Genomic DNA, 22,759 nt, shown 5'->3' with positions numbered 1-22,759 from the left:
CGCAGCGGTCAGGCGCGGGTGTCGCCGCCCAGGTGGTGGACGCGGACCATGTTCGTGGTGCCCGGGACGCCGGGGGGCGAGCCGGCGGTGATGACCATGGTGTCGCCCTGGTTGTGGCGGCCCAGCTTGAGCAGTTCGCCGTCCACCAGGTCGACCATCGCGTCGGTGGTGTCCACGTGCGGGACGACGTAGGACTCGACGCCCCAGCTCAGCGTGAGCTGGTTGCGGGTGCCCTCGTCGGTGGTGAAGGCCAGGATCGGCTGGCTCACGCGGTAGCGCGACAGCCGGCGGGCCGTGTCACCGGACTGGGTGAAGGCGATGAGCGCCTTGCCGTCGAGGAAATCCGCGATCTCGCAGGCCGCGCGGGCGACGGAGCCGCCCTGGGTGCGGGGCTTCTTGCCGGGGACCAGCGGCTGGAGGCCCTTGGAGAGGAGCTCCTCCTCGGCCGCCGTGACGATCTTCGACATCGTCTTGACGGTCTCGATCGGGTAAGCGCCCACCGAGGACTCGGCCGACAGCATGACGGCGTCGGCGCCGTCGAGGATGGCGTTGGCGACGTCGGACGCCTCCGCGCGCGTCGGGCGGGAGTTGGTGATCATCGACTCCATCATCTGGGTCGCGACGATCACCGGCTTGGCGTTGCGGCGGCACATCTCGATGAGCCGCTTCTGGACCATGGGGACCTTTTCGAGGGGGTACTCGACGGCCAGGTCGCCACGGGCCACCATCACGGCGTCGAAGGCGTCCACGACGGCCGCCATGTTCTCGACGGCCTGCGGCTTCTCCACCTTGGCGATGACGGGGACCCGGCGGCCCTCCTCGTCCATGACCTTGTGGACGTCCTTGACGTCGCTCGCGTCGCGGACGAAGGACAGGGCGACCATGTCGCAGCCCATCCGCAGGGCGAAGCGGAGGTCGTCGACGTCCTTCTCCGACAGCGCGGGGACGTTGACGGCAGCGCCCGGCAGGTTGATGCCCTTGTGGTCCGAGATGACACCGCCCTCGATGACGATGGTCCTGACCTGGGGGCCGTCGACCCCGGTCACCCGGAGCTCGACGTTGCCGTCGTTGATCAGGATCTGGTCGCCCTTGGAGACGTCGCCCGGCAGGCCCTTGTAAGTGGTGCCGCAGATGGACTTGTCACCCGGGACGTCCTCGGTGGTGATCGTGAACTCGTCACCGCGCACCAGCTCGACGGGGCCCTCGGCGAAGGTCTCCAGACGGATCTTCGGGCCCTGGAGGTCGGCGAGGACGCCGACGGCGCGCCCGGTGTCCTCGGAGACCTTCCGGACGCGGTCGTACCGCTCCTGGTGTTCTGCCTGGGATCCGTGGCTGAAGTTGAATCGGGCCACGTTCATACCTGCCTCGATGAGCGCTTTCAGCTGCTCATACGAGTCGACGGCGGGGCCCAGCGTGCAGACGATTTTGGAACGGCGCATGGAGCGGATCCTATCGGTTTGTTTCGTAGCGGAATATTCCGTCTGGCGGAAAGTCCAAGTGACTACTGGGTAACCAGCGCGTACGCCTGGGTGGCGATCTCCAGTTCCTCATCCGTCGGGACCACGGCGACCGCCACCCGGGCGTACTGCGGCGAGATCAGCCGCGGCTGCGCGGAGCGCACCGCGTTCGCCTCCGGGTCGAGCGTCAGGCCCAGCCCGGCCAGGCCGTCCACGGCAGCTTCCCGGACCTGGGCCGCGTTCTCGCCCACCCCGGCCGTGAAGGCCACCGCGTCCACCCGGCCGAGGACGGCCGAGTAGGCGCCGATGTACTTCTTCAGACGGTGGATGTACGACGCGAAGGCGAGGCGGGCGCTCTCGTCGCCCTCGCCCGCCCGCCGCAGTACCTCGCGCATGTCGTTGTCGCCGCACATGCCCAGCAGACCGCTCTTCTTGTTCAGGAGCGAATCGATCTCATCCACCGAGAGGCCGCCCACCCGCGCCAGGTGGAAGACGACCGCCGGGTCCAGGTCGCCGGACCGGGTCCCCATCACCAGACCCTCCAGCGGGGTCAGCCCCATGGACGTCTCCTCGCACACGCCGCCGCGGACCGCCGACGCCGAGGCGCCGTTGCCCAGGTGCAGCACGATCACGTTCACGTCCTCGACCGGCTTGCCCAGCAGCGCGGCCGTCGCCCGTGAGACGTAGGCGTGCGAGGTCCCGTGGAAGCCGTACCGCCGCACGGAGTACTTCTCGGCCGTCGCGGCGTCGATCGCGTACCGGGCCACGTGCTCCGGCATCGTGGAGTGGAAGGCCGTGTCGAAGACGGCGACCTGCGGCAGGTCCGGGCGCAGCGCGCGCGCCACCTCGATGCCCGTCACGTTCGCCGGGTTGTGCAGCGGCGCGAGCGGGACGAGGCCGCGGATCTCCTCCAGCACCGCGTCGTCGATCACGGTGGGCCGGGTGAACTTCGTCCCGCCGTGCACCACCCGGTGGCCCACGGCGACCAGTTCGGGGGAGTCGATCCCGAGCCCGTCGGCGGCCATCTCCTCGCTCACCGCCCGCAGTGCCGCCCGGTGGTCGGGGATCGCGCCGGTCCGCTCGCGCCGGCCGCCCGCGGCGCCCTGCCCGGTCAGCGGCTCGTGCACGAGGCGGGAGGACTCCTCGCCGATCCGCTCCACCAGGCCGGCGGCGAGCCGGGAGCCGTCCGCCATGTCGAGGAGCTGGTACTTGAGCGACGAGGAGCCGGAGTTGAGGACGAGTACGCGCGATGCGGTCACGGTGGAGGTCTTTCCTTGGTCGCGGACGAGGGGGAGGGACGGTCAGGCGGTCGGCGCCGGCGCGCCCTGGGCCTGGATCGCGGTGATGGCCACGGTGGTGACGATGTCCTGGACGAGCGCGCCGCGCGAGAGGTCGTTGACCGGCTTGCGCAGACCCTGGAGCACCGGGCCGACCGCCACCGCGCCCGCCGAGCGCTGCACGGCCTTGTAGGTGTTGTTGCCCGTGTTGAGGTCGGGGAAGATCAGCACGGTCGCGCGGCCGGCCACCTCGGAACCGGGCAGCTTGGTCGCGGCGACGGTGGGCTCCACGGCCGCGTCGTACTGGATCGGCCCCTCGATCAGCAGGTCGGGCCGCTGCGCGCGCACGATCTCGGTGGCCTTGCGGACCTTCTCCACGTCCGCGCCGCTGCCCGAGGTGCCGGTGGAGTACGAGAGCATCGCGATCCGCGGCTCGACGCCGAAGGCGGCCGCGGTGACGGCCGACTGGACGGCGATGTCGGCGAGCTGCTCGGCATCGGGGTCCGGGTTGACGGCGCAGTCGCCGTAGACGAGGACCTTGTCGGCCAGGCACATGAAGAAGACCGACGAGACGATCGACGCGCCCGGCTTGGTCTTGATGATCTCGAAGGCCGGCCGGATGGTCGCCGCGGTGGAGTGCACCGATCCGGAGACCATGCCGTCGGCCAGGCCCTCCTGGACCATCAGGGTGCCGAAGTAGTTCACGTCGGTGACCACGTCGCCGGCCAGCTCGACGGTCATGCCCTTGTGGGCGCGGGCCGCGGCGTAGTACTCGGCGAACCGTTCCCTCAGGGGGGAGAGCGCCGGGTCGATCAGCTGGGCGGCCGAGATGTCGATGCCCAGGTCGCCGGCCTTCTTCAGGATCGCCTGCTCCTCGCCCAGCAGGGTCAGGTCGCAGACCCCCCGGCGCAGCACCACGTCCGCGGCGCGCAGCACGCGCTCCTCGGTGCCCTCGGGAAGCACCACGCGGCGGCGCTCGGAGCGGGCCCGCTCCAGCAGCTCGTGCTCGAACATCATCGGGGTGACGCGTTCGGACCGGGCCACCGACAGCAGGTCGCGCAGCTCGCCGGTGTCCACGTGCCGCTCGAAGAGGCCGAGCGCGGTCTCCAGCTTGCGCGGCGTCGCGGAGTTCAGCCGGCTCTGCAGCGAGAAGAGTTCGGCGGCGGTCGGGAAGCTGTTGCCGGCCACCGAGACCACCGGGGTGCCCGGCGCCAGCTTCGAGGCCATCTCCAGGATGTGCGGAGCCGGGCGCTCGTTGAGGGTGAGCAGCACACCGGCGATCGGCGGGGTGCCCGAGGTGTGTGCGGCCAGCGCGCCGACGACCAGGTCCGAGCGGTCCCCGGGGGTGACGACCAGGCAGCCGGGCGTCAGGGCGTTCAGGAAGTTCGGCAGCATCGCGCCGCCGAAGACGAAGTCCAGGGCGTCGCGGGCCAGGCCGGCCTCGTCGCCGAGCAGCACCTCGCCGCCGAGGGCCCCGGTGATCTGGGCGACGGTCGGGGCGGAGAGCGACTTGTCGTCCGGCAGCACGTAACAGGGCACCGGCAGGCGGGCGGCCAGCCGCTCGGCTATGACGTCGCGGTCCTCGGCGGCCACCCTGTTGACGACCATCGCCACGACGTGGCAGCCGTGCGTCTCGTAGGCGCGGTAGGCGTTGCGGGTCTCGGCCCGGATCGCTTCGGCCGGGTGCTTGGTGCCGCCCACCACGGGAACGACGAGGGCGCCCAGCTCGTTGGCGATGCGGGCGTTGAGCGCCAGCTCGTCGGGCAGGTTGGTGTCGGCGTAGTCGGTGCCGAGGACCAGCATGACCTCGTAGTCGCGCGCCACCCGGTGGTAGCGGTCGACCAGCTGGGAGACCAGCTCGTCGGTGCCCTTCTCCGCGAGGATCGCCGAGGCCTCGTGGTACTCCATGCCGTAGGCGGTCGCCGCGTCCTGCTCGATCCGGTAGCGGGCCTTGAGCAGGTCGAAGAGCCGGTCGGGTGCGTCGTGGAGCAGCGGGCGGTAGACGCCGACCCGCCCTGTCTGCCGGGTGAGGAGCTCCATGATCCCCAGCTCGACGACCTGCCGGCCGTCGCCCCGCTCGATGCCGGTCACGTACACGCTGCGCGTCACGCGTGCTCTCCGTCCCATGGTCTGGTGATCTGATCAGTGTGTCGGGTTCACGACACCGAGTCGATTGACCCGGTTGGTCTGGGCTTGCCCTCTTGACAATACCTCCGCCGATGGATAGGGCACCGGTCAGTGACCGGCCCCGCGCAGACGGGTCCCGCGGCCCGGTGCGCACGGCGCCGCGCAGCGCGCCCCACCCGCGGCCCGTGGAACAATCGGACAGGCTTCACCAATACGCCCTTCATATGGACGGCTGTCCGCCCCACGCGTACGGCCGGGTACGACCAGGAGCAGGAGACACAGCACGATGCGTATCGGAGTTCTCACCGCAGGCGGCGACTGTCCCGGCCTCAATGCTGTCATCCGGTCGGTCGTACACCGGGCCGTCGTCGGACACGGCGACGAGGTCATCGGTTTCGAGGACGGTTTCAAGGGCCTCCTCGACGGAAACTACCGCCCGCTCGACATCAACGCCGTCAGCGGCATCCTGGCCCGCGGCGGCACGATCCTCGGATCCGCCCGCATGGAGCGCGCGCGTCTGCACGAGGCCGCGGAGAACGCGGCGGAGCTGGCGACGCGCTACGGCATCGACGCGCTCATCCCGATCGGCGGCGAGGGCACCCTGACCGCCTCCCGGATGCTGTCGGACGCGGGGATGCCCGTCGTCGGCGTGCCCAAGACCATCGACAACGACATCTCCTCCACCGACCGCACCTTCGGATTCGACACCGCCGTCATGGTGGCCACCGAGGCCATCGACCGCCTGAAGACCACCGCCGAGTCCCACCAGCGCGTGATGGTCGTCGAGGTCATGGGCCGCCACGCGGGCTGGATCGCCCTCGAATCCGGCATGGCCGGCGGCGCCCACGGCATCTGCCTCCCCGAGCGGCCCTTCGAGGTGGACGCCCTGGTGAAGATGGTGGAGGAGCGCTTCGCCCGCGGCAAGAAGTTCGCCGTCGTCTGCGTCGCCGAAGGTGCGCACCCGGCCGAGGGCTCCATGCCGTACGAGAAGGGCGCCATCGACCAGTACGGCCACGAGCGCTTCGCCGGCATCGGCAACCGCCTCGCCGTCGAGCTGGAGCACCGCCTGGGCAAGGAGGCCCGTCCGGTCATCCTCGGCCACGTCCAGCGCGGCGGCACCCCCACCGCCTACGACCGCGTCCTCGCGACCCGTTTCGGCTGGCACGCCGTGGAGGCCGTGCACCGCGGCGAGTTCGGCAACATGACCGCCCTGCGCGGCACCGACATCGTGATGGCCCCGCTGGCCTCGGCCGTCACCGCGCTGAAGACCGTCCCCGAGGAGCGGATGTACGAGGCCGAATCCGTGTTCTGAGCCCCGGCCCCGGGCCGGCGCCCGGTCTGCCCGGCACCGGCCCGGCACCGGCAGGGCCCCGCCCTGCGCCGCCCGGCCTCACGGGGCGATACCCCTAGGCCCGGTCGTGGCCGCCGCCCGCCAGGTGCCAGAAGCGGTCCACGATCTCGCTGAGGAACTCCCGCCCGGCGTCCCCGCTCCCCGCCCCGCCCGCGGCGCCGCCCCAGCCGAGGGTCGCCACCATCCGCGACTGGTAGTCCCCGTGCAGCTGGTCCAGGACCCGCTCCAGGTGGGCCTTGGGGATCGGCAGCAGCTTGCCCAGCGGCTTGACGTAGGCCTGCCAGCGCGTGGTCACCGCGCCGCGCAGCACCTCCGCCAGCTCCTCCTGCTTGCCGGTCGCCGTCACGAACTGGGCCAGCGTCAGTCCCAGTACCGAGGCCAGGGCCGCGGACTGGCGCTCGTTGCCCTTCCAGCGCCCGGTGTCCTCCATCTTCTGGTAGGCGTTCGACTCCAGGCCGATCCGCCGGGCCAGCTCCTCCGCGGCCAGCCCCCTGGCGATCCGGTGTTCCCGCAGGGTGACCGGCTCCGCGAGCAGTTCGCCGGGGGAACACCACAGGACGCCGGCGAGGGCCGTGAGTTCGGCCGCGGTGGGCGATGTCTCGCCACGCTCCCAGGCCAGCACGGTCTCGGGCGTGACGATCAGTCCGTACTGGGCGCGCAGGCCATAGGCGACATGACCGGGGGCCATGCCCAGGGCCGCGCGCAGACGACGCGCGGCGGGGGCATTGAAGGGGGGGCTGGAGTGCACAGGGCACACCGTAGAAGTGGCCGGGCCGTGGCGACTACAGACCGAACAAACAAGGCCATAACTCGTAGGAACATCCTAGGACGTTCAGGTGATTCGTCCGGTTTCCGGGCGACTGTCCGGTAACCCGTTCGGGCGAAGATCCACCGCCGGCATACGGTTCCAGCCAACGGGCCGGGGCGCAAGACCTCCCTCGGCGGCCCCACCTCCCCTAACCGGCCGCCATCCCCGGCGCTTGCCTTGACGTCGGCGTCAAGGACTACGGTCGCCCCATGCGCATCGGCGAACTCGCGGAACGGGCCGGAACCAGCACCCGCACGCTCAGGTACTACGAGTCGCGCGGGCTGCTGCCCGCACGGCGTGCGGACAACGGCTACCGGACCTACGGCGAGGACGACCTTCGCCTGCTGCGCCAGATCCGCATGCTCCAGGACTTCGGCTTCGAGCTGGAGGAGACCCGGCCCTTCGTGGACTGCCTGCGGGCGGGACACCCCGCCGGGGACTCCTGTCCGGCCTCGCTGGCCGTGTACCGGCGCAAGCTCGCCGAGCTCGACGGACTCATAGGCCAGCTGGCCGACGTACGGGAGCAGGTCGCGCGGCAGCTGGCCGTCGCGGAGCAGGCCGCCGGCGAGGCGGCCGTCCCGCACTGCGAGATGACGGGCTGAACGGCCCCCACGGACACGACCGGCGCCACCGGCACCACCGACAAGACCCGCACCACCGACAAGACCCGCACGACCGGCAAGACCCGCACGACCGACACGAGAGGAACACGACATGGTGCACGCACAGGGTGTGGCCGAGGTGACCGACGCCGACTTCGGGACGGAGGTGCTCGCCGAGCGGGGGCGGCCCGTCCTCGTGGAATTCACCGCGGACTGGTGCGGCCCCTGCCGCCAGCTCGCGCCCGTACTGTCCGCGATAGCCGCCGAGGAGGCCGACCGCCTCAAGGTCGTGCAGATCGACGCGGACCGCAACCCCGGCACCGTCACGCGCTACGGGGTGCTGTCCATGCCGACCCTGCTGGTCTTCCGCGACGGCGAACCCGTACGGCAGATGGTCGGCGCCCGGGCCAAGCGCACGCTGCTGCGGGAACTGGAGGAGCAGCTCACGCCCGCCCCGCGGCCTACGGCCTGAACCAGATCGTCGCCAGCGGCGGCAGCGTCATCCGCAGGCTCGCCGCACGGCCCTGCGCCGCCACCGGCTCCGGGCGCAGCGGCTGCGCGTGGTGGATGCCGCTGCCGCCGTAGGTCTCCATGTCGGTGTTGAGGACCTCCTGCCACTGCGGGACCTCCTGCGGCACCCCGATCCGGTACCCGTGCCGTACCACCGGCGAGAAGTTCGAGACCGCCAGCAGCGGCGAGCCGTCCTGCGCGTACCGCAGGAAGGCGAAGACGTTGTCGTCCGCCGCGTCCGCCTCCACCCAGGCGAAGCCCTCCGGCACGGCGTCCTGCTCCCACAGGGCGGGCGTCGCCGCGTAGGTACGGTTCAGGTCGCCCACGAGACTGCGCACGCCCCGGTGGTCGCCCGCAGCCGGGTAGGAGGAGTCCAGCAGCCACCAGTCCGGCCCGTGCGCCTCGGACCACTCCGAGCCCTGGGCGAACTCCTGTCCCATGAAGAGCAGTTGCTTGCCCGGATGGGCCCACATGAAGCCCAGGTACGCACGGTGTGCGGCCCGCTTCTGCCACCAGTCGTCCCCCGGCATCTTGGACACCAGCGCGCTCTTGCCGTGCACCACCTCGTCGTGCGAGATCGGCAGCACGTAGTTCTCGCTGAAGGCGTAGATCATCCCGAAGGTCATGTCGTGGTGGTGGTACTTGCGGTGCACCGACTCCTTCGACATGTAACGCAGCGTGTCGTGCATCCAGCCCATGTTCCACTTCAGGCCGAAACCCAGCCCGCCCGCGTCGGTCGGACGGGTCACGCCCTCCCAGGCCGTGGACTCCTCCGCGATCGTCACCACGCCCGGACACCGCCGGTACACGGTCGCGTTCATCTCCTGCAGGAAGGACACCGCGTCCAGGTTCTCCCGGCCACCGTGCTCGTTGGGCGACCACTCGCCCTCCTTGCGCGAGTAGTCCAGGTAGAGCATCGAGGCCACGGCGTCCACGCGCAGCCCGTCCACGTGGAACTCCTCGCACCAGTACACGGCGTTGGCGACGAGGAAGTTGCGGACCTCCTTGCGGCCGTAGTCGAACTCCAGCGTCCCCCAGTCCGGGTGCGCGGCCCGCCGGGGGTCCTCGTGCTCGTACAGGGGCCGCCCGTCGAACTCGGCGAGCGCCCAGTCGTCGCGCGGGAAGTGCGCCGGCACCCAGTCGACGATCACCCCGATCCCCGCCCGGTGCAGCGCGTCCACCAGGAAGCGGAAGTCGTCCGGGGCGCCCATCCGCGACGTCGGCGCGTAGAAACCGGTGACCTGGTAGCCCCAGGAGCCGCCGAAGGGATGCTCGGCGACGGGCATCAGCTCCACGTGGGTGAAGCCCAGCTCCTTCACGTACGCCGGCAGCTGTTCGGCGAGCTGCCGGTAGGAGAGCCCCGGCCGCCAGGACGCCAGGTGCACCTCGTACACCGAGAAGGCGGACTCGTGCAGCGGCCGGGCGCCCCGGCCCGCCATCCAGTCCGCGTCCCCCCACGTGTACGCGGAGGCGGTGACCACCGAGGCGTTCGCCGGGGGCACCTCCGCGGAGCGGGCCATCGGGTCGGCGCGCAGCGTGTGGCTGCCGTCGGGGCGCGTGATGTCGTACTTGTACAAGGTCCCCGCGCCCACGCCGGGAAGGAACAGCTCCCACACGCCGGACGAGCCGAGCGAACGCATCGGGTAGGCGCCGGAGTCCCAGTAGGAGAAGTCCCCGCTGACGCGGACCCCCTGGGCGTTCGGCGCCCACACGGTGAACCGGGTCCCCTCCACCCCCTGGTGCTCCATGGGCTCGGCGCCCAGCGCCTTCCACAGCTGCTCGTGGCGCCCCTCGCCGATCAGGTGCAGGTCCAGCTCGCCGAGGGAGGGCAGGAAGCGGTAGGGGTCCTCGATCTCCAGCTCGGCGCCGTCGTAGGCGACCAGCAGCTTGTATTCCGGCACCTCGGTCAGCGGAAGCAGCCCGGAGAACAGGCCGTCGCCGTCTTCGCAGAGCTCGGCCCGCAGGCCCTTGGCGATGACGGTGACCGCCTTGGCGTACGGGCGCAGCACGCGGAAGGCGACCCCGCCCCGCCGGGTGCGGGCGCCCAGCACGGCGTGCGGGTCGTGGTGGCGGCCCTGGAGCAACCTGGCCCGCTCCTGCTCGTCGAGGGCGGGCGCCGGCCGGACCCCGTGCGCGGGGTCGGCCCGCCGGGCCCGGGGCGGGCGCGTCTTCTCGGCGGCCGCCGGGGCGGCTGCGGCTTCGTCGCGGACGGTAGGTGACGGCTGTCGTGCGGCGCTCACGCGAGCGGCCTCCTCGGGGGCTTCTGATGGGAGTGCGGGGAGATGGGGCCGGTGGCCGGCGGGGCCGGCGGGAGCCGGTGGGCGGACCGCACCGGCTCCGAGAGCCGGCGGATCGCGGCCATCGGGACGTGCAGCCAGTCCGGCCGGTGCCGGAACTCGTACCGGGCCTCGTACACCGCCTTGTCGGTCTCGTACGCCCGCAGCAGTACCGGTTCCTCACGCGGGTCGCGGCCCGTGGTGCGGGCGTAGCCCTCGCAGAAGGCGGCCTTACAGGCGTCCGCCCAGGCGGGGGCGAACGGCCGGTGCGAGCGTGCGGCGTAGTCGAAGGAGCGCAGCATCCCGGCGATGTCGCGCACGGCCGGTTCGGGACGGCGCCGGTCGGCCAGCGGCCGGGCCGGCTCGCCCTCGAAGTCGATCAACGACCAGGAGCCGTCGAGGGTGCGCAGCGTCTGCCCCAGATGGAGGTCGCCGTGGATCCGCTGGGCGGACACCCCGGTGCCCCGCGAGGCGGCCAGCGCGTCGAACGCCCCCCGCAGTCCCGCCTCGTAGGGCCGCAGCGCGGGCACCTCGCGGGCGGTGGCGGCCAGCCGGGCCGTCATCCCGGCGGCGAGCCGGGCGGTCTGCTCCGGGCCGAGCGCCACGGTGGGCAGGGCGCGGGCGAGCGCGCTGTGGACCTCGGCGGTGGCCCGGCCCAGGGCGTGCGCCTCGGCGGTGAAGTCCGTCCCGGCGCCGAGCCGGCGCAGCGCCAGCTGCCATCCGTCGTCGGATCCGCGCAGGTAGGGCTGGAGCACACCCAGGGTCAGCGGCTCGATGCCGGGCAGCGCGGCCTCGTACCAGGCGACGGGCGCGGGGACGCGGGCGCACCCGGCGGCGGCCAGGGCTCTGGGCAGCTCCAGGTCCGGATTGACACCGGGGCCAACCCGGCGGAAGACCTTCAGGATGTACGAATCCCCGTAGATGAGCGAGGAGTTGGTCTGCTCGCCGGACAGTGGCCGGGGTGCGAGGCCGGCCGGGACCGGCGCCTGCGGGTCCCGGTCGAAGCGCAGTGGGCCGAGGGATCCGGGGGAGCGCAGCCGCTCCAGCAGCATGGCCGCGAGCCGCGGGTCGCCCAGCGCCTCGTAGACCGCACGGCCGGCGTAGGGGCCGGTTTCGGCGTGGCCGATCAGCGTGGCCGCCAGGGCGGGCGGCAGCGACGGGCGGATGCCCAGGAGCAGTTGGTAGCAGTCCCCGTCGACATCGAGGAGCAGGTGGAGCAGTCCGGGCGTGGAGCCCGGCGGCAGCAGTTCGGCGGCCGAGACGGCCCTGAGCCTGGTGATGGTGCGGCCCTTGCCCGCGAACCAGCGCTGGGCGGGCAGCCAGGCCCGCAGCATCGGTTCCAGCGGGCCGATCCCGGCAGCCCGGTCGGCAGTCAGCCGGCTCCGGGCGGATGCAGCCTCCGACATGGCGTCGCGTCCTTTCCCCGGGCCGTCACAGAATGCGCAGAGTGTCCCGGATGTGCGGCAGTTGCTTCTCCGGTGGTGCGAGTGTCGGGTCAGGATGGTCCGTACAGGGGCGGGCGATTGACCCATTCGCGCTGCCCGCCCCGTACCCGGCCGCTACGTGGCGCGCGGTTCGGACCGTGCTTCGGTCCTCAGGCGGAACCAGTAGAAGCCGTGACCTGCCAGGGTCAGCAGGTAGGGCCACTCGCCGATCGGGGGGAAGCGCACATCACCCGTGAGCTCCACCGGGACCCGTCCGTTGAACGACCGCAGATCCAGCTCGGTGGGCTGCGCGAAGCGCGAGAAGTTGTGCACGCACAGCACCAGGTCGTCCCCGTACTCGCGCAGGAACGCGAGCACCGCCGGGTTCGACGACGGCAGTTCGGTGTACGAGCCGAGTCCGAAGGCGGGGTTCGCCTTGCGGACTTCGATCATCCGCCGGGTCCAGTGCAGCAGCGACGAGGGAGAGGCCATGGCCGCCTCGACATTGGTGACCTGGTACCCGTGGACCGGGTCCATGATGACCGGCAGGTTCAGCCTGCCCGGATCGCAGGAGGAGAAACCGGCGTTGCGGTCCGGGGTCCACTGCATGGGCGTGCGCACGCCGTCGCGGTCGCCGAGCCAGATGTTGTCGCCCATCCCGATCTCGTCGCCGTAGTAGAGGACCGGCGACCCGGGCAGCGACAGCAGCAGGGCGGTGAACAGCTCCATCTGGTTGCGGTCGTTGTCCAGCAGTGGGGCGAGGCGGCGGCGGATGCCGATGTTGGCCCGCATCCGCGGGTCCTTGGCGTATTCGGCGTACATGTAGTCGCGCTCTTCGTCGGTGACCATTTCGAGCGTGAGCTCGTCGTGGTTGCGCAGGAAGATGCCCCACTGGCAGCGCTCCGGGATCGCCGGTGTCTTGGCGAGGATCTCCGAGACCGGGTAGCGCGACTCTCTTCGTACGGCCATGAAGATGCGCGGCATGACGGGGAAGTGGAAGGCCATGTGGCATTCGTCCCCGCCCTTGGCGAAGTCGCCGAAGTAGTCGACGACGTCCTCGGGCCACTGGTTGGCCTCGGCCAGCAGGACGGTGTCGGGGTAGTGGGCGTCGATCTCGGCCCGGACCCGCTTGAGGAGCCCGTGGGTGCGCGGCAGGTTCTCGCAGTTGGTGCCCTCCTCGGCGTACAGGTAGGGCACGGCGTCGAGGCGGAAGCCGTCGATGCCGAGGTCGAGCCAGAATCTGAGGGCGGAGACGATCTCCTCCACCACGGCCGGGTTCTCGTAGTTGAGGTCCGGCTGGTGCGAGAAGAAGCGGTGCCAGTAGTACTGCTTGCGCAGCGGGTCGTACGTCCAGTTCGACGTCTCGGTGTCGACGAAGATGATGCGGGCGTCCTGGTACTGCTTGTCGTTGTCGGCCCACATGTAGTAGTCGCCGTACGGGCCGTCGGGGTCCTTGCGCGACTGCTGGAACCACTCGTGCTGGTCGCTCGTGTGGTTCATGACGAAGTCGATGATCACGCGCATGCCGCGCTGGTGCGCGGCGTCCACGAACTCCACGAAGTCGGCGAGGTCGCCGAACTCGGGGAGCACGGAGGTGTAGTCGGAGACGTCGTAGCCCCCGTCGCGCAGGGGTGAGGCGAAGAAGGGAGGCAGCCAGAGGCAGTCGACGCCGAGCCACTGGAGGTAGTCCAGCTTGGCGGTGAGTCCCTGGAGGTCCCCCACGCCGTCGCCGTTGCTGTCGTGGAAGGAGCGGACGAGGACCTCGTAGAAGACGGCCCGCTTGAACCAGTCGGGATCGCGGTCCTTGGCGGGGGTGTCCTCGAAGGTGTCGTGGACGGGATCGTTGATCATCATGTGGTGGGTGACCCTCCGGTGGGCGGGGACGGTCGCAGAGCGGCCAGCACGTGCGCGGGCGTACGGCCCGGCTCTAGGCGCACGTAGTTCGCCCTGCCCCAGTGATAGGTCTCGCCGGTGAGCTCGTCGCGCACCGCGAGGGACCCGTGCCAGTCGAGGCCGAGTACCGGCATGTCCAACGACACCGTCGCCTCCTGGGTGTGGTGCGGATCGAGGTTGACGACCACCAGTACGGAATTGGCTCCGGCGTGCTTCGAATAGGCGATCACCTGTTCGTTGTCGGTCGGGTGGAAGTGGATGTCGCGCAACTGCTGGAGCGCCGGGTTCTCGCGGCGCAGCCGGTTCAGCCGGGTGATCAGCGGGGCGATGGTGCGGCCCTCGCGTTCGGCGGCGGCCCAGTCGCGTGGCCGGAACTCGTACTTCTCGGAGTTCAGGTACTCCTCGCTGCCGGGCCGCACCGGGGTGTTCTCGCAGAGCTCGTATCCGGCGTAGACGCCCCAGGCGGGGGAGAGGGTGGCGGCGAGCACCGCCCGCACCTCGAAGGCCGGACGGCCGCCGTGCTGAAGGTACTCGTGGAGGATGTCGGGCGTGTTGACGAAGAAATTCGGCCGCATGACGGAGGCCGAGCGGGTGCTGGAGAGCTCGGTCAGGTACTCCGTGATCTCCGCCTTGGTGTTGCGCCAGGTGAAGTAGGTGTACGACTGCTGGAAGCCGACGGCGGCGAGCGCGCGCATCATCGCGGGACGGGTGAAGGCCTCGGCCAGGAAGATCACGTCGGGGTCGGTCTTGTTGATGTCCGCGATCACCTTCTGCCAGAAGACGACGGGCTTGGTGTGCGGGTTGTCCACCCGGAAGATGCGGACGCCGTGGTCCATCCAGTACCGCAGGATCCGGCAGGTCTCCTCGACCAGGCCGGCCATGTCGGTGTCGAAGTGGATCGGGTAGATGTCCTGGTACTTCTTCGGCGGGTTCTCCGCGTACGCGATCGTCCCGTCGGCGCGGTGGCGGAACCACTGGGGGTTCTTCTCCACCCACGGGTGGTCGGGGGAACACTGGAGGGCGAAGTCCAGGGCGATCTCCATGCGCAGCTCGCGGGCGCGCGCGACGAAGGCGTCGAAGTCCTCGATCGTGCCCAGTTCGGGGTGGACGGCGTCGTGCCCGCCCTCCGGCGAGCCGATGGCCCACGGCACCCCCGGGTCCCAACTCCCCGCCGAGAGGGTGTTGTTGGGGCCTTTGCGATAGGTGGTGCCGATCGGGTGGATGGGCGGCAGGTAGACCACGTCGAAGCCCATCGCGGCGATCGCGGGCAGCCGCTCGGCGGCGGTCCGCAGCGTCCCGCTGACGGGGGCCGAGCCGGGTTCCACCACCGCCCCTTCGGAGCGGGGGAACATCTCGTACCAGGACCCGAAGAGGGCCCGCTTGCGCTCGACCAGCAGCGGCAGGGACCGGGCTGCCGTGACCAGCTCGCGGTACGGGCGCCGGGCGAACGCGGCGTCGACGGCAGGGTCGAGGGCGGCCGCGTACCGCGCCGCGACCGGGCCGTCCTCGTCCCGCATGGCCCCGGCAGCGGCGAGGACGGCCTCGCGGCCGTCACGCTTGGGGATCCGGGCGGCGGCGCGCTGATAGAGCTCGGCGCCTTCGAGGAGGGTGAGGTCGGTGTCGATGCCGGCGGGGATCTTGATCGCCGCATGGGCCCGCCAGGTGGCCACCGGATCGCTCCACGCCTCCACGGTGTACGTCCACCTCCCCTCGACCTCCGCGGAGACCCGGGCGCCCCACCGGTCGGTGCCGGGGGCGAGCTCGCGCAGCGGGACGGGGGGCCGCAACCGTCCGCTCGGATCCCGGAGCAGGACGTGGGCGGCCACCGCGTCGTGTCCCTCGCGGAACACGGTGGCGGAGATCTCGAAGACTTCGTCCACGACCGCCTTGGCGGGTCTGGCGCCGCAGTCGACGGCGGGGCGGACGTCCAGCACGGGAATGCGACCGATCATGATGGGCTCACCTGGGGGCGTTTCGCAGGGCTCGGTGACGACAGGCCAGCCGGTATCACGGCTGGTAGTGCACGCTCTGTTCGCTCTGTTTCTAGCCGCTCGGTGGACGGCTGGGCTGCGGGCATGGCCGCTCCTGTCCGCGTTCACTCGGGTGGCGGGGAGAGGTTGGGGGCGGTGCGCCGTGCGTGTACCACGTGTACCCGGTGAGCCCTTCCCACTCTCTACCCGCCCAATCCGTGCGCTGGGTTAACTACTCGTACGTAGTGGCGCGCACCGGGCCACGCTCCGGGTCGACATCCGGTGGGGCTCCGTCAAGTCGGCGAGGACCAGCTGATGGAGGGACGGGCAACGCCTGCCCCACCCGTCACCACTCTCCCTCGCGAACCAACCGGCCGGAGGAATGAAACGGGAGTATAGGTGCGAATCACTACTGACGGGCCGTGGGCGCACCGGTATGCGGTGCCGCGCGAAATCGGCCGGTCCGCTGCGGTGGCAGCGCCGGAAGGCGCCGGCGCACGGCCCGGGGAATCCCGACGGGTGGGACAGCCGTCCCAAAGTGCCCGGCACGGGAGGGACGGCCGGGGCGCAGGAGACCGCCACCGGCGCGAGCCGCCGGGGGGCCTGGCCCGATCGGCAGGAGACCCCCTAGCCTTCCGGGGGTGATGCGCGGATGCACAGCGTGGTGCGACCGCTCCGATCCGCAATCCCCTGCGAAGGTGGAACGTGTGAAGGCTATCCGTCGATTCACCGTGCGCCCCGTCCTCCCGGAGACCCTGCTGCCGCTCACCGGCCTCGCGCGCAACCTGCGCTGGTCGTGGCATGCCGAGACCCGCGAACTCTTCCAATCCGTCGACCCCGAGGGCTGGCAGGCCGCCGGCGGCGACCCCGTCCGGCTGCTCGGCGCCGTCCCGGCCGCCCGCCTGGAGGAACTGGCGTCAGACCGCCGGTTCCTGCGGCGGCTGGCCGCCGTCGCCGCCGACCTCGATGACTACGTCAACGGCGGGAGGTGGTACCAGAGCCGGCAGGCCGAAGGCGGCCTGCCCGCCGCGATCGCCTACTTCTCGCCCGAGTTCGGGATCACCGCCGCCCTGCCCCAGTACTCCGGCGGCCTCGGCATCCTCGCCGGGGACCACCTGAAGTCCGCCAGCGACCTCGGCGTCCCGCTCATCGGCGTGGGACTCCTCTACCGGCACGGCTACTTCCGGCAGTCGCTGTCCCGGGACGGCTGGCAGCAGGAGCACTATCCCGTACTCGACCCCGACGAACTCCCCCTCGCCCTCATCCGCGACGACGGCGGGACCCCGGCCCGGGTCTCGCTGACCCTCCCCGGCGGGCGCGCCCTGCACGCGCACGTCTGGCAGGCGCGCGTCGGGCGGGTCCCGCTGCTCCTGCTGGATTCCGACGTCGAGGACAACGACGCGGCCGCCCGCGAGGTGACCGACCGGCTCTACGGCGGCGGCAGCGACCACCGGCTGCTCCAGGAGATGCTGCTGGGCATCGGCGGCGTCCGCGCCGTCCGCCTGTACTGCGCCCTCACCGGCCACCCCGAGCCCGAGGTCTTCCACACCAACGAGGGCCACGCCGGCTTCCTCGGACTCGAACGCATAAGGGAACTGGAGCGTGAGCAGGGACTCGGCTTCGACGCCGCCGTCGAGGCGGTGCGCGCGGGAACCGTCTTCACCACGCACACCCCCGTCCCGGCCGGCATCGACCGCTTCGAGCGGGCCCTGGTCGCCCGGCACTTCGGGGACGGCGGGGAGCTGGCCGGCGTGCCCGTCGACCGGATCCTGGAGCTGGGCGCGGAGTCCTACCCGGGGGGCGACCCCGGGGTGTTCAACATGGCGGTGATGGGGCTGCGCCTGGCCCAGCGGGCCAACGGGGTGTCCACCCTGCACGGAGCGGTGAGCCGCGAGATGTTCGCCGGACTGTGGCCCGGCTTCGACCCGGCCGACGTGCCCATCACCTCGGTGACCAACGGGGTGCACGCCCCGACCTGGGTGGCGCCCGAGGTCATGCGGCTCGGAGCCCGCCAGATCGGCGCCGGCCGCACCGAGGACGCCCTGTCCGTCGGCGGCTCCACGCGCTGGGACGCGGTCGCCGACATCCCCGACCAGGACGTCTGGGACCTGCGGCGGGTGCTGCGCGAACAGCTGGTCCAGGAGGTGCGGGAACGGCTGCGGGCCTCCTGGCGCCAGCGCGGGGCCGCCGAGGCCGAACTGGGCTGGGTGGACTCGGTGCTCGATCCGGACGTGCTCACCATCGGCTTCGCCCGGCGCGTGCCCTCGTACAAGCGCCTCACCCTGATGCTCCGCGATCCGGACCGGCTGCGCAGGCTGCTGCTGGACCCGGACCGGCCCGTCCAGATCGTCGTCGCGGGCAAGGCGCACCCGGCCGACGACGGCGGGAAACGGCTCGTGCAGGAGCTGGTGCGCTTCGCGGACGACCCCCGGGTGCGCCACCGCATCGTCTTCCTGCCCGACTACGGCATGGCCATGGCGCAGAAGCTCTACCCGGGCTGCGACGTGTGGCTGAACAATCCGCTGCGGCCGCTGGAGGCGTGCGGGACCAGCGGCATGAAGGCGGCGCTGAACGGCTGCCTCAACCTGTCCGTGCTGGACGGGTGGTGGGACGAGTGGTTCGAGCCCGACTTCGGCTGGGCCATCCCCACCGCGGACGGACTCGGCGCGGACGAGGACCGCCGGGACCGGCTGGAGGCGAACGCCCTCTACGAGCTGATCGAGGGACGGGTCGCACCCCGCTTCTACGACCGGGCAGGGCACAACGGGCTTCCGGTGCGGTGGATCGAGATGGTCCGGCGCACGCTGGTCTCGCTGGGGCCGAAGGTGCTGGCGGGCCGGATGGTGCGGGAGTACGTGGAGCGGCTGTACGCGCCGGCCGCGCTCGCCCACCGCGCCCTCACCCCCGACGCGGCCCGGGACCTGGCCTGGTGGAAGGGGCGGGTGCGGGCCTCCTGGCCACGGGTCACCGTCGAGCACGTCGAGGCCCTCGCGGCGGCGCCGGTCAACGGGACCGCCGAGCTGGGCGCCACCCTCACCCTGCGCGTACAGGTGTCGCTGGACGCGCTCACCCCCGAGGACGTGGAGGTGCAGGCCGTCGCCGGGCGGGTGGACCCGCAGGACGTGATCCGGGACGGGCGGACCTTCCCGCTCAAACCGGCCTCCGGGCCCGACCTGGAGGGCCGCTGGGTGTACGAGGGACCGCTCGCGCTCGACCGCACGGGACCCTACGGCTACACCGTGCGGATCCTGCCGGCGCACCCGCTGCTGGCCAACCCCGCCGAACTGGGGCTGGTCGCGGCCCCGGTGGAGACGGACGCGGGGGGCGGCGTACTGCTGCGGTAGCTCCGTGACGCGCGTGGCTGCGTGATGCGCGTGGCGTGCATGACGGGCGTGACGGGCGTGACGTGTATGAGCGGCGCACTGTGCGACCTGCGCCCTCAGGGGGCGGGCGGCGGATCCACCAGCCGCCCGTCCTCCACGAGCATCCCGGCCCGCTTGACGTTCCGCAGCGTCGGGATCACCTCCACCTGCCCGATGCCGGGCACCGCACCGATCCGCTCGGTCAGGTACGTGTAGAGCGCGTCCGTGTCCCGGCACACCACCACCGCCATCAGGGAGGCCGCGCCGGTCACGGCCGCCGCGAACGGCACCTCGGGATGACCGCCGATCGCCGCCCCGACCTCCGCCAGCCGGGCGGGCGGGACGGACAGCACCAGCGTCGCCTCCGCCTCGTAACCCAGGTGCGCGGGGATGATCTCCACGTCGAAGAAGACCACCCCGAGGTCCCGCATCCGCTCCAGCCGCCGGCGGGCGGTGGACTCCGACAGGCCGCAGATGCGCGCCAGTTCCGGATACCCGGCCCGGCCGTCCTGGCCGAGCACCGCGAGCATGGCGAGCTCCGCCTCGTCCAGGGCGTACCGCTCCGGCCGCGCCGCCGCCGGCGGTCGCGCCAGCGCCTGCGCCTGGTCGGGGCGCAGCACGCCCAGGCCCGCCCAGGCGTCGGGGCCGCCGAAGAACTTCCGCAGCACGGTGTGGGCGCTGATGCCCGTCACCCGGCGGGTGCGCGGCAGCTTGTCCAGCAGCAGGACGTCGCGGTCCTTGCGGGTGCGCGCCCGGGTCATGCAGTGGATCTCCGTGCCGCCCGAGTTGAGCGTCACCCACGCGATGTCCGGGCGGCGGGCCAGGGCCTCGGCCACCGGGAGCGCCGCATCGGGGGCGCACTGCACGCGCAGCCAGGACTCGAACAGTCCGACGCGGCTGCCCACCGGCAGTGCGACGACCCGGACCAGGCCCGTGCTCCGCAACCGCCGGTAGCGGCGCACGACGGTCTGGTCGGAGACCTCCAGCACCTCGGCGAGTCGGCTGAAGGAGGCCCGGCCGTCGATGGTGAGGGCCTGGACCAGGGCCCGGTCGAGTTCGTCCAGCTCGGTTTCGGGGTGCGTGCTCTGCTGCATGGTTTCCATCATGACAGTGGCCTTGGCAGGGGAAATCCGTCAGGCAGCCGCTGCTGGTGGGAGAACGGATGCGGGAAGCTGCCACCTTGGGGACGTCGGCCCCACGGCCGGCCCACCCCCGTCCGAGGAATCCTGAGGAGATCCCATGCGTAAATGGCTGCCGTTGACGGCCGTCTGCCTCGGGGCGTTCATGCTCCTGGTCGACGTCACGATCGTGACCGTCGCCCTGCCCGACATGGCCGCCGACATGCACACCGGCTTCGCCGGACTGCAGTGGGTGATGGACGTCTACGCACTGGCGCTGGCCGCCCTGCTGCTCGGCGCGGGTTCGCTCGCCGACCGGATCGGCCGCCGCCGCGTCTACCTGGCGGGGCTCGGTCTCTTCGCCGCCGCCTCCCTCGCCTGCGGCCTCGCCACCGGCCCCGCCGGGCTGATCGCCTTCCGGGCGGTGCAGGGCATCGGCGGAGCCGCCATGTTCGCCACCACCATGGCCCTGCTCAGCGGGTCCTACCAGGGCCGCGACCGCGCCGTCGCCTTCGGCGCCTGGGGCGCGGTCAACGGCGCCGCCGCCGCGGCCGGTCCCATCATCGGAGGCCTGCTCACCGAGCACTTCGGCTGGCGCTGGATCTTCTTCATCAACCTGCCCGTCTGCGCGCTGGCCGTCCACGTGACCCGCAAGTCCGTCACCGAATCCCGCGACCCGCATGCCAAGGGCCTCGACCTGCCCGGCATGGCCACCTTCACCGCGGGCGCCGCGGCCGTCACCTGGGCCATGATCCGCGTCGGCGAGAACGGCTGGGGCTCGCCCACCACGCTGGGACTGTTCGGGCTGGGCGCGGCCGCCTTCGCCGGTTTCGTCCTCGTGGAAGTGCGCAGCCCGCGCCCGATGCTGGACCTCTCGCTCTTCCGCAGCGGCACCTTCGTCGCCGTCATGGCCGCCGGTCTGCTGCTGTCGGGAGCCGCCTTCTCGTACCTGATGTACGTCTCGCTCTGGCTCCAGAGCGCCGAGGGACTGAGCCCCGTCGGCGCGGGTCTGGTCCTGGTGCCGCTGAGCGTGGCCGCCTTCCTCGTCTCGGCGGCGGCCGGCCGGCTGCTGCACGGGGCGCCGCCGCGGCTCACCATCGGCGGCGGCCTGGTGCTGATCGGCGCGGGCGCGCTGCTCCAGGCCTGGATGCTGGACGCCGGCGACGGCTGGCAGGCGCTGCTCCCGGGGCTGCTGGTGACCGGAGCGGGCGTGGGCGCCGCGACCCCGGCGCTGGCCGCGACCGCGATGGGGGCCGTCTCCCCCACGCGGGCCGGAATGGCCGGCGGCGCCCTGAACACCGCCCGGCAGCTGGGCACCGCGCTCGGGATCGCCGTGCTCGGCGCGGTCTTCCACGACGGGCTGCGCGGCGGCCTGGGCGAGGCCGGCCGGACGCTGGCGGAGCCGCTGGCCGGCGGCGGCGCCCGGCAGCTGCTCGACGCGGCCCCGGCGGGAGCGGCGCGCGAGGCCCTGACCGGCCTGGTGGACGCGGCCTTCGCGAGCGGGCTGCGCGACACCTTCCTGGCCTCGGCCGCGATGGGTCTGGCCGGCGCCCTGGCGGTCTTCCTGCTGGTGCGCGGCGCGCCGCGGCCCGCTCCGCCCGCTCCGGGCGCCCCGGCGGGGGCCGTCACAGGCCGGGTGGCCGGCCCCTCCGTGCGCGAACCGGTCTCCGGGACGCCCGCCGGAGGCGGTGACCGACCCGTCCACACGGACGGTGACCGGGTGGCGCACGGGTGAACCTTCGAACGCGCTGAGCATGCCGAATCGTTTCGGCGTGCTCGTCCGCTCCTACGCTGCCCGCGGATGCCACCGGACCCGGTATCCGAGGAACCCGAGGAACGGACCCCCCATGCGTCTTCGCACCACCGCCGCCGTGTTCGCCGGCGCTCTCGCCCTCGTGCTGCCCACCGCCGGCCCGTCGCTGGCCGACGACCACGGCGGCCGCAACCTCGGCACGCTGCACTACCGGTACGCCGACGGGGACGGCGACGAGCACGAGGGGCAGATCAGGCCCGCGGAGAACGACACCTGCTACGTGCTGACCCGTACCTCCGAGGGCGACCCGGCCTTCGAGGTGCGCAACGACACGGAGTCGCTGGCGGTCCTCTTCGACAACCGCAACTGCGACGGCAAGGCGGAGCGGGTGCTGGAGCCCGGCCAGCGGGGCCGGAACCTGGAGGCCGTCTCGGTCTTCTTCAAGCCGGCGGAGGAGGACGAGGGCCGGCACGAGGGTCGGCACGAGGGCCGCGATGACGAGGGCCGCGGCGACCAGGGCCGCGATGACGAGGGCCGCGGTGAGCAGGGCCGCGAGGACGAAGGGCGCGGTGAGCAGGGCCGTGAGGACGAGGGCCGCGGCGACTGGAACGGCCGTGAGGACGAGGGCCGCGGCGACTGGAACGGCCGTGAGGACCAGGCCCGCCCCGCCAACGGCGCGCGGCAGGACGACGACGGCTTCGGCCGCGAGGAGGAGGAAGACCTCTTCACCACCGTCTTCCGCTCCATCGGCTGACCGCCTGACCGCCTGACCGCCTGACCGGCTGACCGGCTGACCGGCTGACCGGCTGAGCATGGAACAGGGCCGCCCGG

At 72.0% G+C, this 22,759-nt stretch carries 15 protein-coding genes; 6 read left to right on the top strand and 9 right to left on the bottom strand.

The features are described 5' to 3' along the window. Positions 1-8 precede the first annotated feature (8 nt). From pyk to pta, 3 genes are all read right to left on the bottom strand, one after another. On the bottom strand, positions 9-1,439 hold the full coding sequence (pyk, locus tag AMK16_RS08850; protein ID WP_073911392.1) for a pyruvate kinase: 1,431 nt from the start codon (positions 1,437-1,439) through the stop codon (positions 9-11). Between the two features lie 62 nt (positions 1,440-1,501). Next, positions 1,502-2,716, bottom strand: coding sequence for an acetate kinase (locus AMK16_RS08845; protein ID WP_073911390.1), 1,215 nt, complete (start codon positions 2,714-2,716; stop codon positions 1,502-1,504). Positions 2,717-2,758: 42 nt separating this feature from the next. Then, a complete protein-coding gene (pta, locus tag AMK16_RS08840; RefSeq protein WP_073911387.1) occupies positions 2,759-4,843 on the bottom strand; it encodes a phosphate acetyltransferase in 2,085 nt (694 codons plus the stop codon). 304 nt (positions 4,844-5,147) lie between these two features. On the opposite strand from pta, the gene AMK16_RS08835 reads away from it, so the two are divergent. Further along, positions 5,148-6,173 (top strand): ATP-dependent 6-phosphofructokinase, encoded by a 1,026-nt coding sequence (locus tag AMK16_RS08835; RefSeq protein WP_073911386.1) that lies wholly within the window; start codon positions 5,148-5,150, stop codon positions 6,171-6,173. Positions 6,174-6,267: 94 nt separating this feature from the next. Here the strand turns inward: AMK16_RS08835 and AMK16_RS08830 are convergent, their stop codons facing one another. Beyond that, positions 6,268-6,969 (bottom strand): helix-turn-helix domain-containing protein, encoded by a 702-nt coding sequence (locus AMK16_RS08830; RefSeq protein WP_073911383.1) that lies wholly within the window; start codon positions 6,967-6,969, stop codon positions 6,268-6,270. A 260-nt stretch (positions 6,970-7,229) separates the two neighbouring features. Here AMK16_RS08830 and AMK16_RS08825 point away from each other — a divergent pair, with 260 nt between their 5' ends. Both AMK16_RS08825 and AMK16_RS08820 read left to right on the top strand, forming a co-directional pair. After that, positions 7,230-7,622 carry a MerR family transcriptional regulator gene (locus AMK16_RS08825; protein ID WP_073911381.1) on the top strand — a complete coding sequence of 131 codons (393 nt, stop codon included), beginning with the start codon at positions 7,230-7,232 and terminating at the stop codon, positions 7,620-7,622. Positions 7,623-7,734: 112 nt separating this feature from the next. Then, complete coding sequence (locus AMK16_RS08820; protein ID WP_073911379.1) at positions 7,735-8,094, top strand: thioredoxin family protein; 360 nt, start codon at positions 7,735-7,737, stop codon at positions 8,092-8,094. On the opposite strand, the gene glgB is transcribed toward AMK16_RS08820, so the two are convergent. The 4 genes from glgB to AMK16_RS08800 form a co-directional block, all read right to left on the bottom strand. After that, positions 8,084-10,372 (bottom strand): 1,4-alpha-glucan branching enzyme, encoded by a 2,289-nt coding sequence (glgB, locus tag AMK16_RS08815; protein WP_073911376.1) that lies wholly within the window; start codon positions 10,370-10,372, stop codon positions 8,084-8,086. The genes AMK16_RS08820 and glgB overlap by 11 nt on opposite strands. Then, complete coding sequence (locus AMK16_RS08810) at positions 10,369-11,814, bottom strand: maltokinase N-terminal cap-like domain-containing protein (protein ID WP_073911374.1); 1,446 nt, start codon at positions 11,812-11,814, stop codon at positions 10,369-10,371. Before AMK16_RS08810 ends, glgB begins: the two co-directional genes overlap by 4 nt. Positions 11,815-11,967: 153 nt before the next feature. Further along, positions 11,968-13,686 carry a maltose alpha-D-glucosyltransferase gene (gene treS / locus AMK16_RS08805; protein ID WP_073911372.1) on the bottom strand — a complete coding sequence of 573 codons (1,719 nt, stop codon included), beginning with the start codon at positions 13,684-13,686 and terminating at the stop codon, positions 11,968-11,970. After that, complete coding sequence (locus AMK16_RS08800; RefSeq protein ID WP_073911369.1) at positions 13,683-15,677, bottom strand: alpha-1,4-glucan--maltose-1-phosphate maltosyltransferase; 1,995 nt, start codon at positions 15,675-15,677, stop codon at positions 13,683-13,685. The genes treS and AMK16_RS08800 overlap by 4 nt, the downstream gene beginning before the upstream one ends. Before the next feature lie 725 nt (positions 15,678-16,402). Here AMK16_RS08800 and glgP point away from each other — a divergent pair. Then, complete coding sequence (gene glgP, locus AMK16_RS08795; protein ID WP_073911367.1) at positions 16,403-19,039, top strand: alpha-glucan family phosphorylase; 2,637 nt, start codon at positions 16,403-16,405, stop codon at positions 19,037-19,039. A gap of 95 nt (positions 19,040-19,134) precedes the next feature. Here the strand turns inward: glgP and AMK16_RS08790 are convergent, their stop codons facing one another. After that, positions 19,135-20,151, bottom strand: coding sequence for an Lrp/AsnC family transcriptional regulator (locus AMK16_RS08790; RefSeq protein WP_107417117.1), 1,017 nt, complete (start codon positions 20,149-20,151; stop codon positions 19,135-19,137). 145 nt (positions 20,152-20,296) lie between these two features. Between AMK16_RS08790 and AMK16_RS08785 the strand changes: the two genes are divergently transcribed. Together AMK16_RS08785 and AMK16_RS08780 are read left to right on the top strand one after the other, a co-directional pair. After that, positions 20,297-21,910: an MFS transporter gene (locus tag AMK16_RS08785; protein ID WP_079191416.1), complete on the top strand. Its 1,614-nt coding sequence runs from the start codon at positions 20,297-20,299 to the stop codon at positions 21,908-21,910. A gap of 112 nt (positions 21,911-22,022) precedes the next feature. Further along, the gene (locus AMK16_RS08780; RefSeq protein ID WP_073911357.1) at positions 22,023-22,682 is read left to right on the top strand and encodes a hypothetical protein; all 660 of its coding nucleotides are present in this window, start codon (positions 22,023-22,025) and stop codon (positions 22,680-22,682) included. Positions 22,683-22,759 lie beyond the last annotated feature (77 nt).

The sequence above is a fragment of the Streptomyces sp. CB00455 genome (genome assembly GCF_001905445.1).
GTDB lineage: Bacteria > Actinomycetota > Actinomycetes > Streptomycetales > Streptomycetaceae > Streptomyces.
The sequence above is the reverse complement of the archived record's forward strand: the minus strand, read 5'-3'. Positions and strand labels throughout refer to the sequence as shown.

Excerpts from the sequence above, each read along its gene's own strand:
- pyk (WP_073911392.1), bottom strand. The coding sequence starts at position 1,439 with ATGCGCCGTTCCAAAATCGTCTGCACGCTGGGCCCCGCCGTCGACTCG.
- AMK16_RS08835 (WP_073911386.1), top strand. The coding sequence starts at position 5,148 with ATGCGTATCGGAGTTCTCACCGCAGGCGGCGACTGTCCCGGCCTCAAT.
- AMK16_RS08825 (WP_073911381.1), top strand. The coding sequence starts at position 7,230 with ATGCGCATCGGCGAACTCGCGGAACGGGCCGGAACCAGCACCCGCACG.
- AMK16_RS08820 (WP_073911379.1), top strand. The coding sequence starts at position 7,735 with ATGGTGCACGCACAGGGTGTGGCCGAGGTGACCGACGCCGACTTCGGG.
- AMK16_RS08810 (WP_073911374.1), bottom strand. The coding sequence starts at position 11,814 with ATGTCGGAGGCTGCATCCGCCCGGAGCCGGCTGACTGCCGACCGGGCT.
- treS (WP_073911372.1), bottom strand. The coding sequence starts at position 13,686 with ATGATGATCAACGATCCCGTCCACGACACCTTCGAGGACACCCCCGCC.
- AMK16_RS08800 (WP_073911369.1), bottom strand. The coding sequence starts at position 15,677 with ATGATCGGTCGCATTCCCGTGCTGGACGTCCGCCCCGCCGTCGACTGC.
- AMK16_RS08790 (WP_107417117.1), bottom strand. The coding sequence starts at position 20,151 with ATGCAGCAGAGCACGCACCCCGAAACCGAGCTGGACGAACTCGACCGG.
- AMK16_RS08785 (WP_079191416.1), top strand. The coding sequence starts at position 20,297 with ATGCGTAAATGGCTGCCGTTGACGGCCGTCTGCCTCGGGGCGTTCATG.
- AMK16_RS08780 (WP_073911357.1), top strand. The coding sequence starts at position 22,023 with ATGCGTCTTCGCACCACCGCCGCCGTGTTCGCCGGCGCTCTCGCCCTC.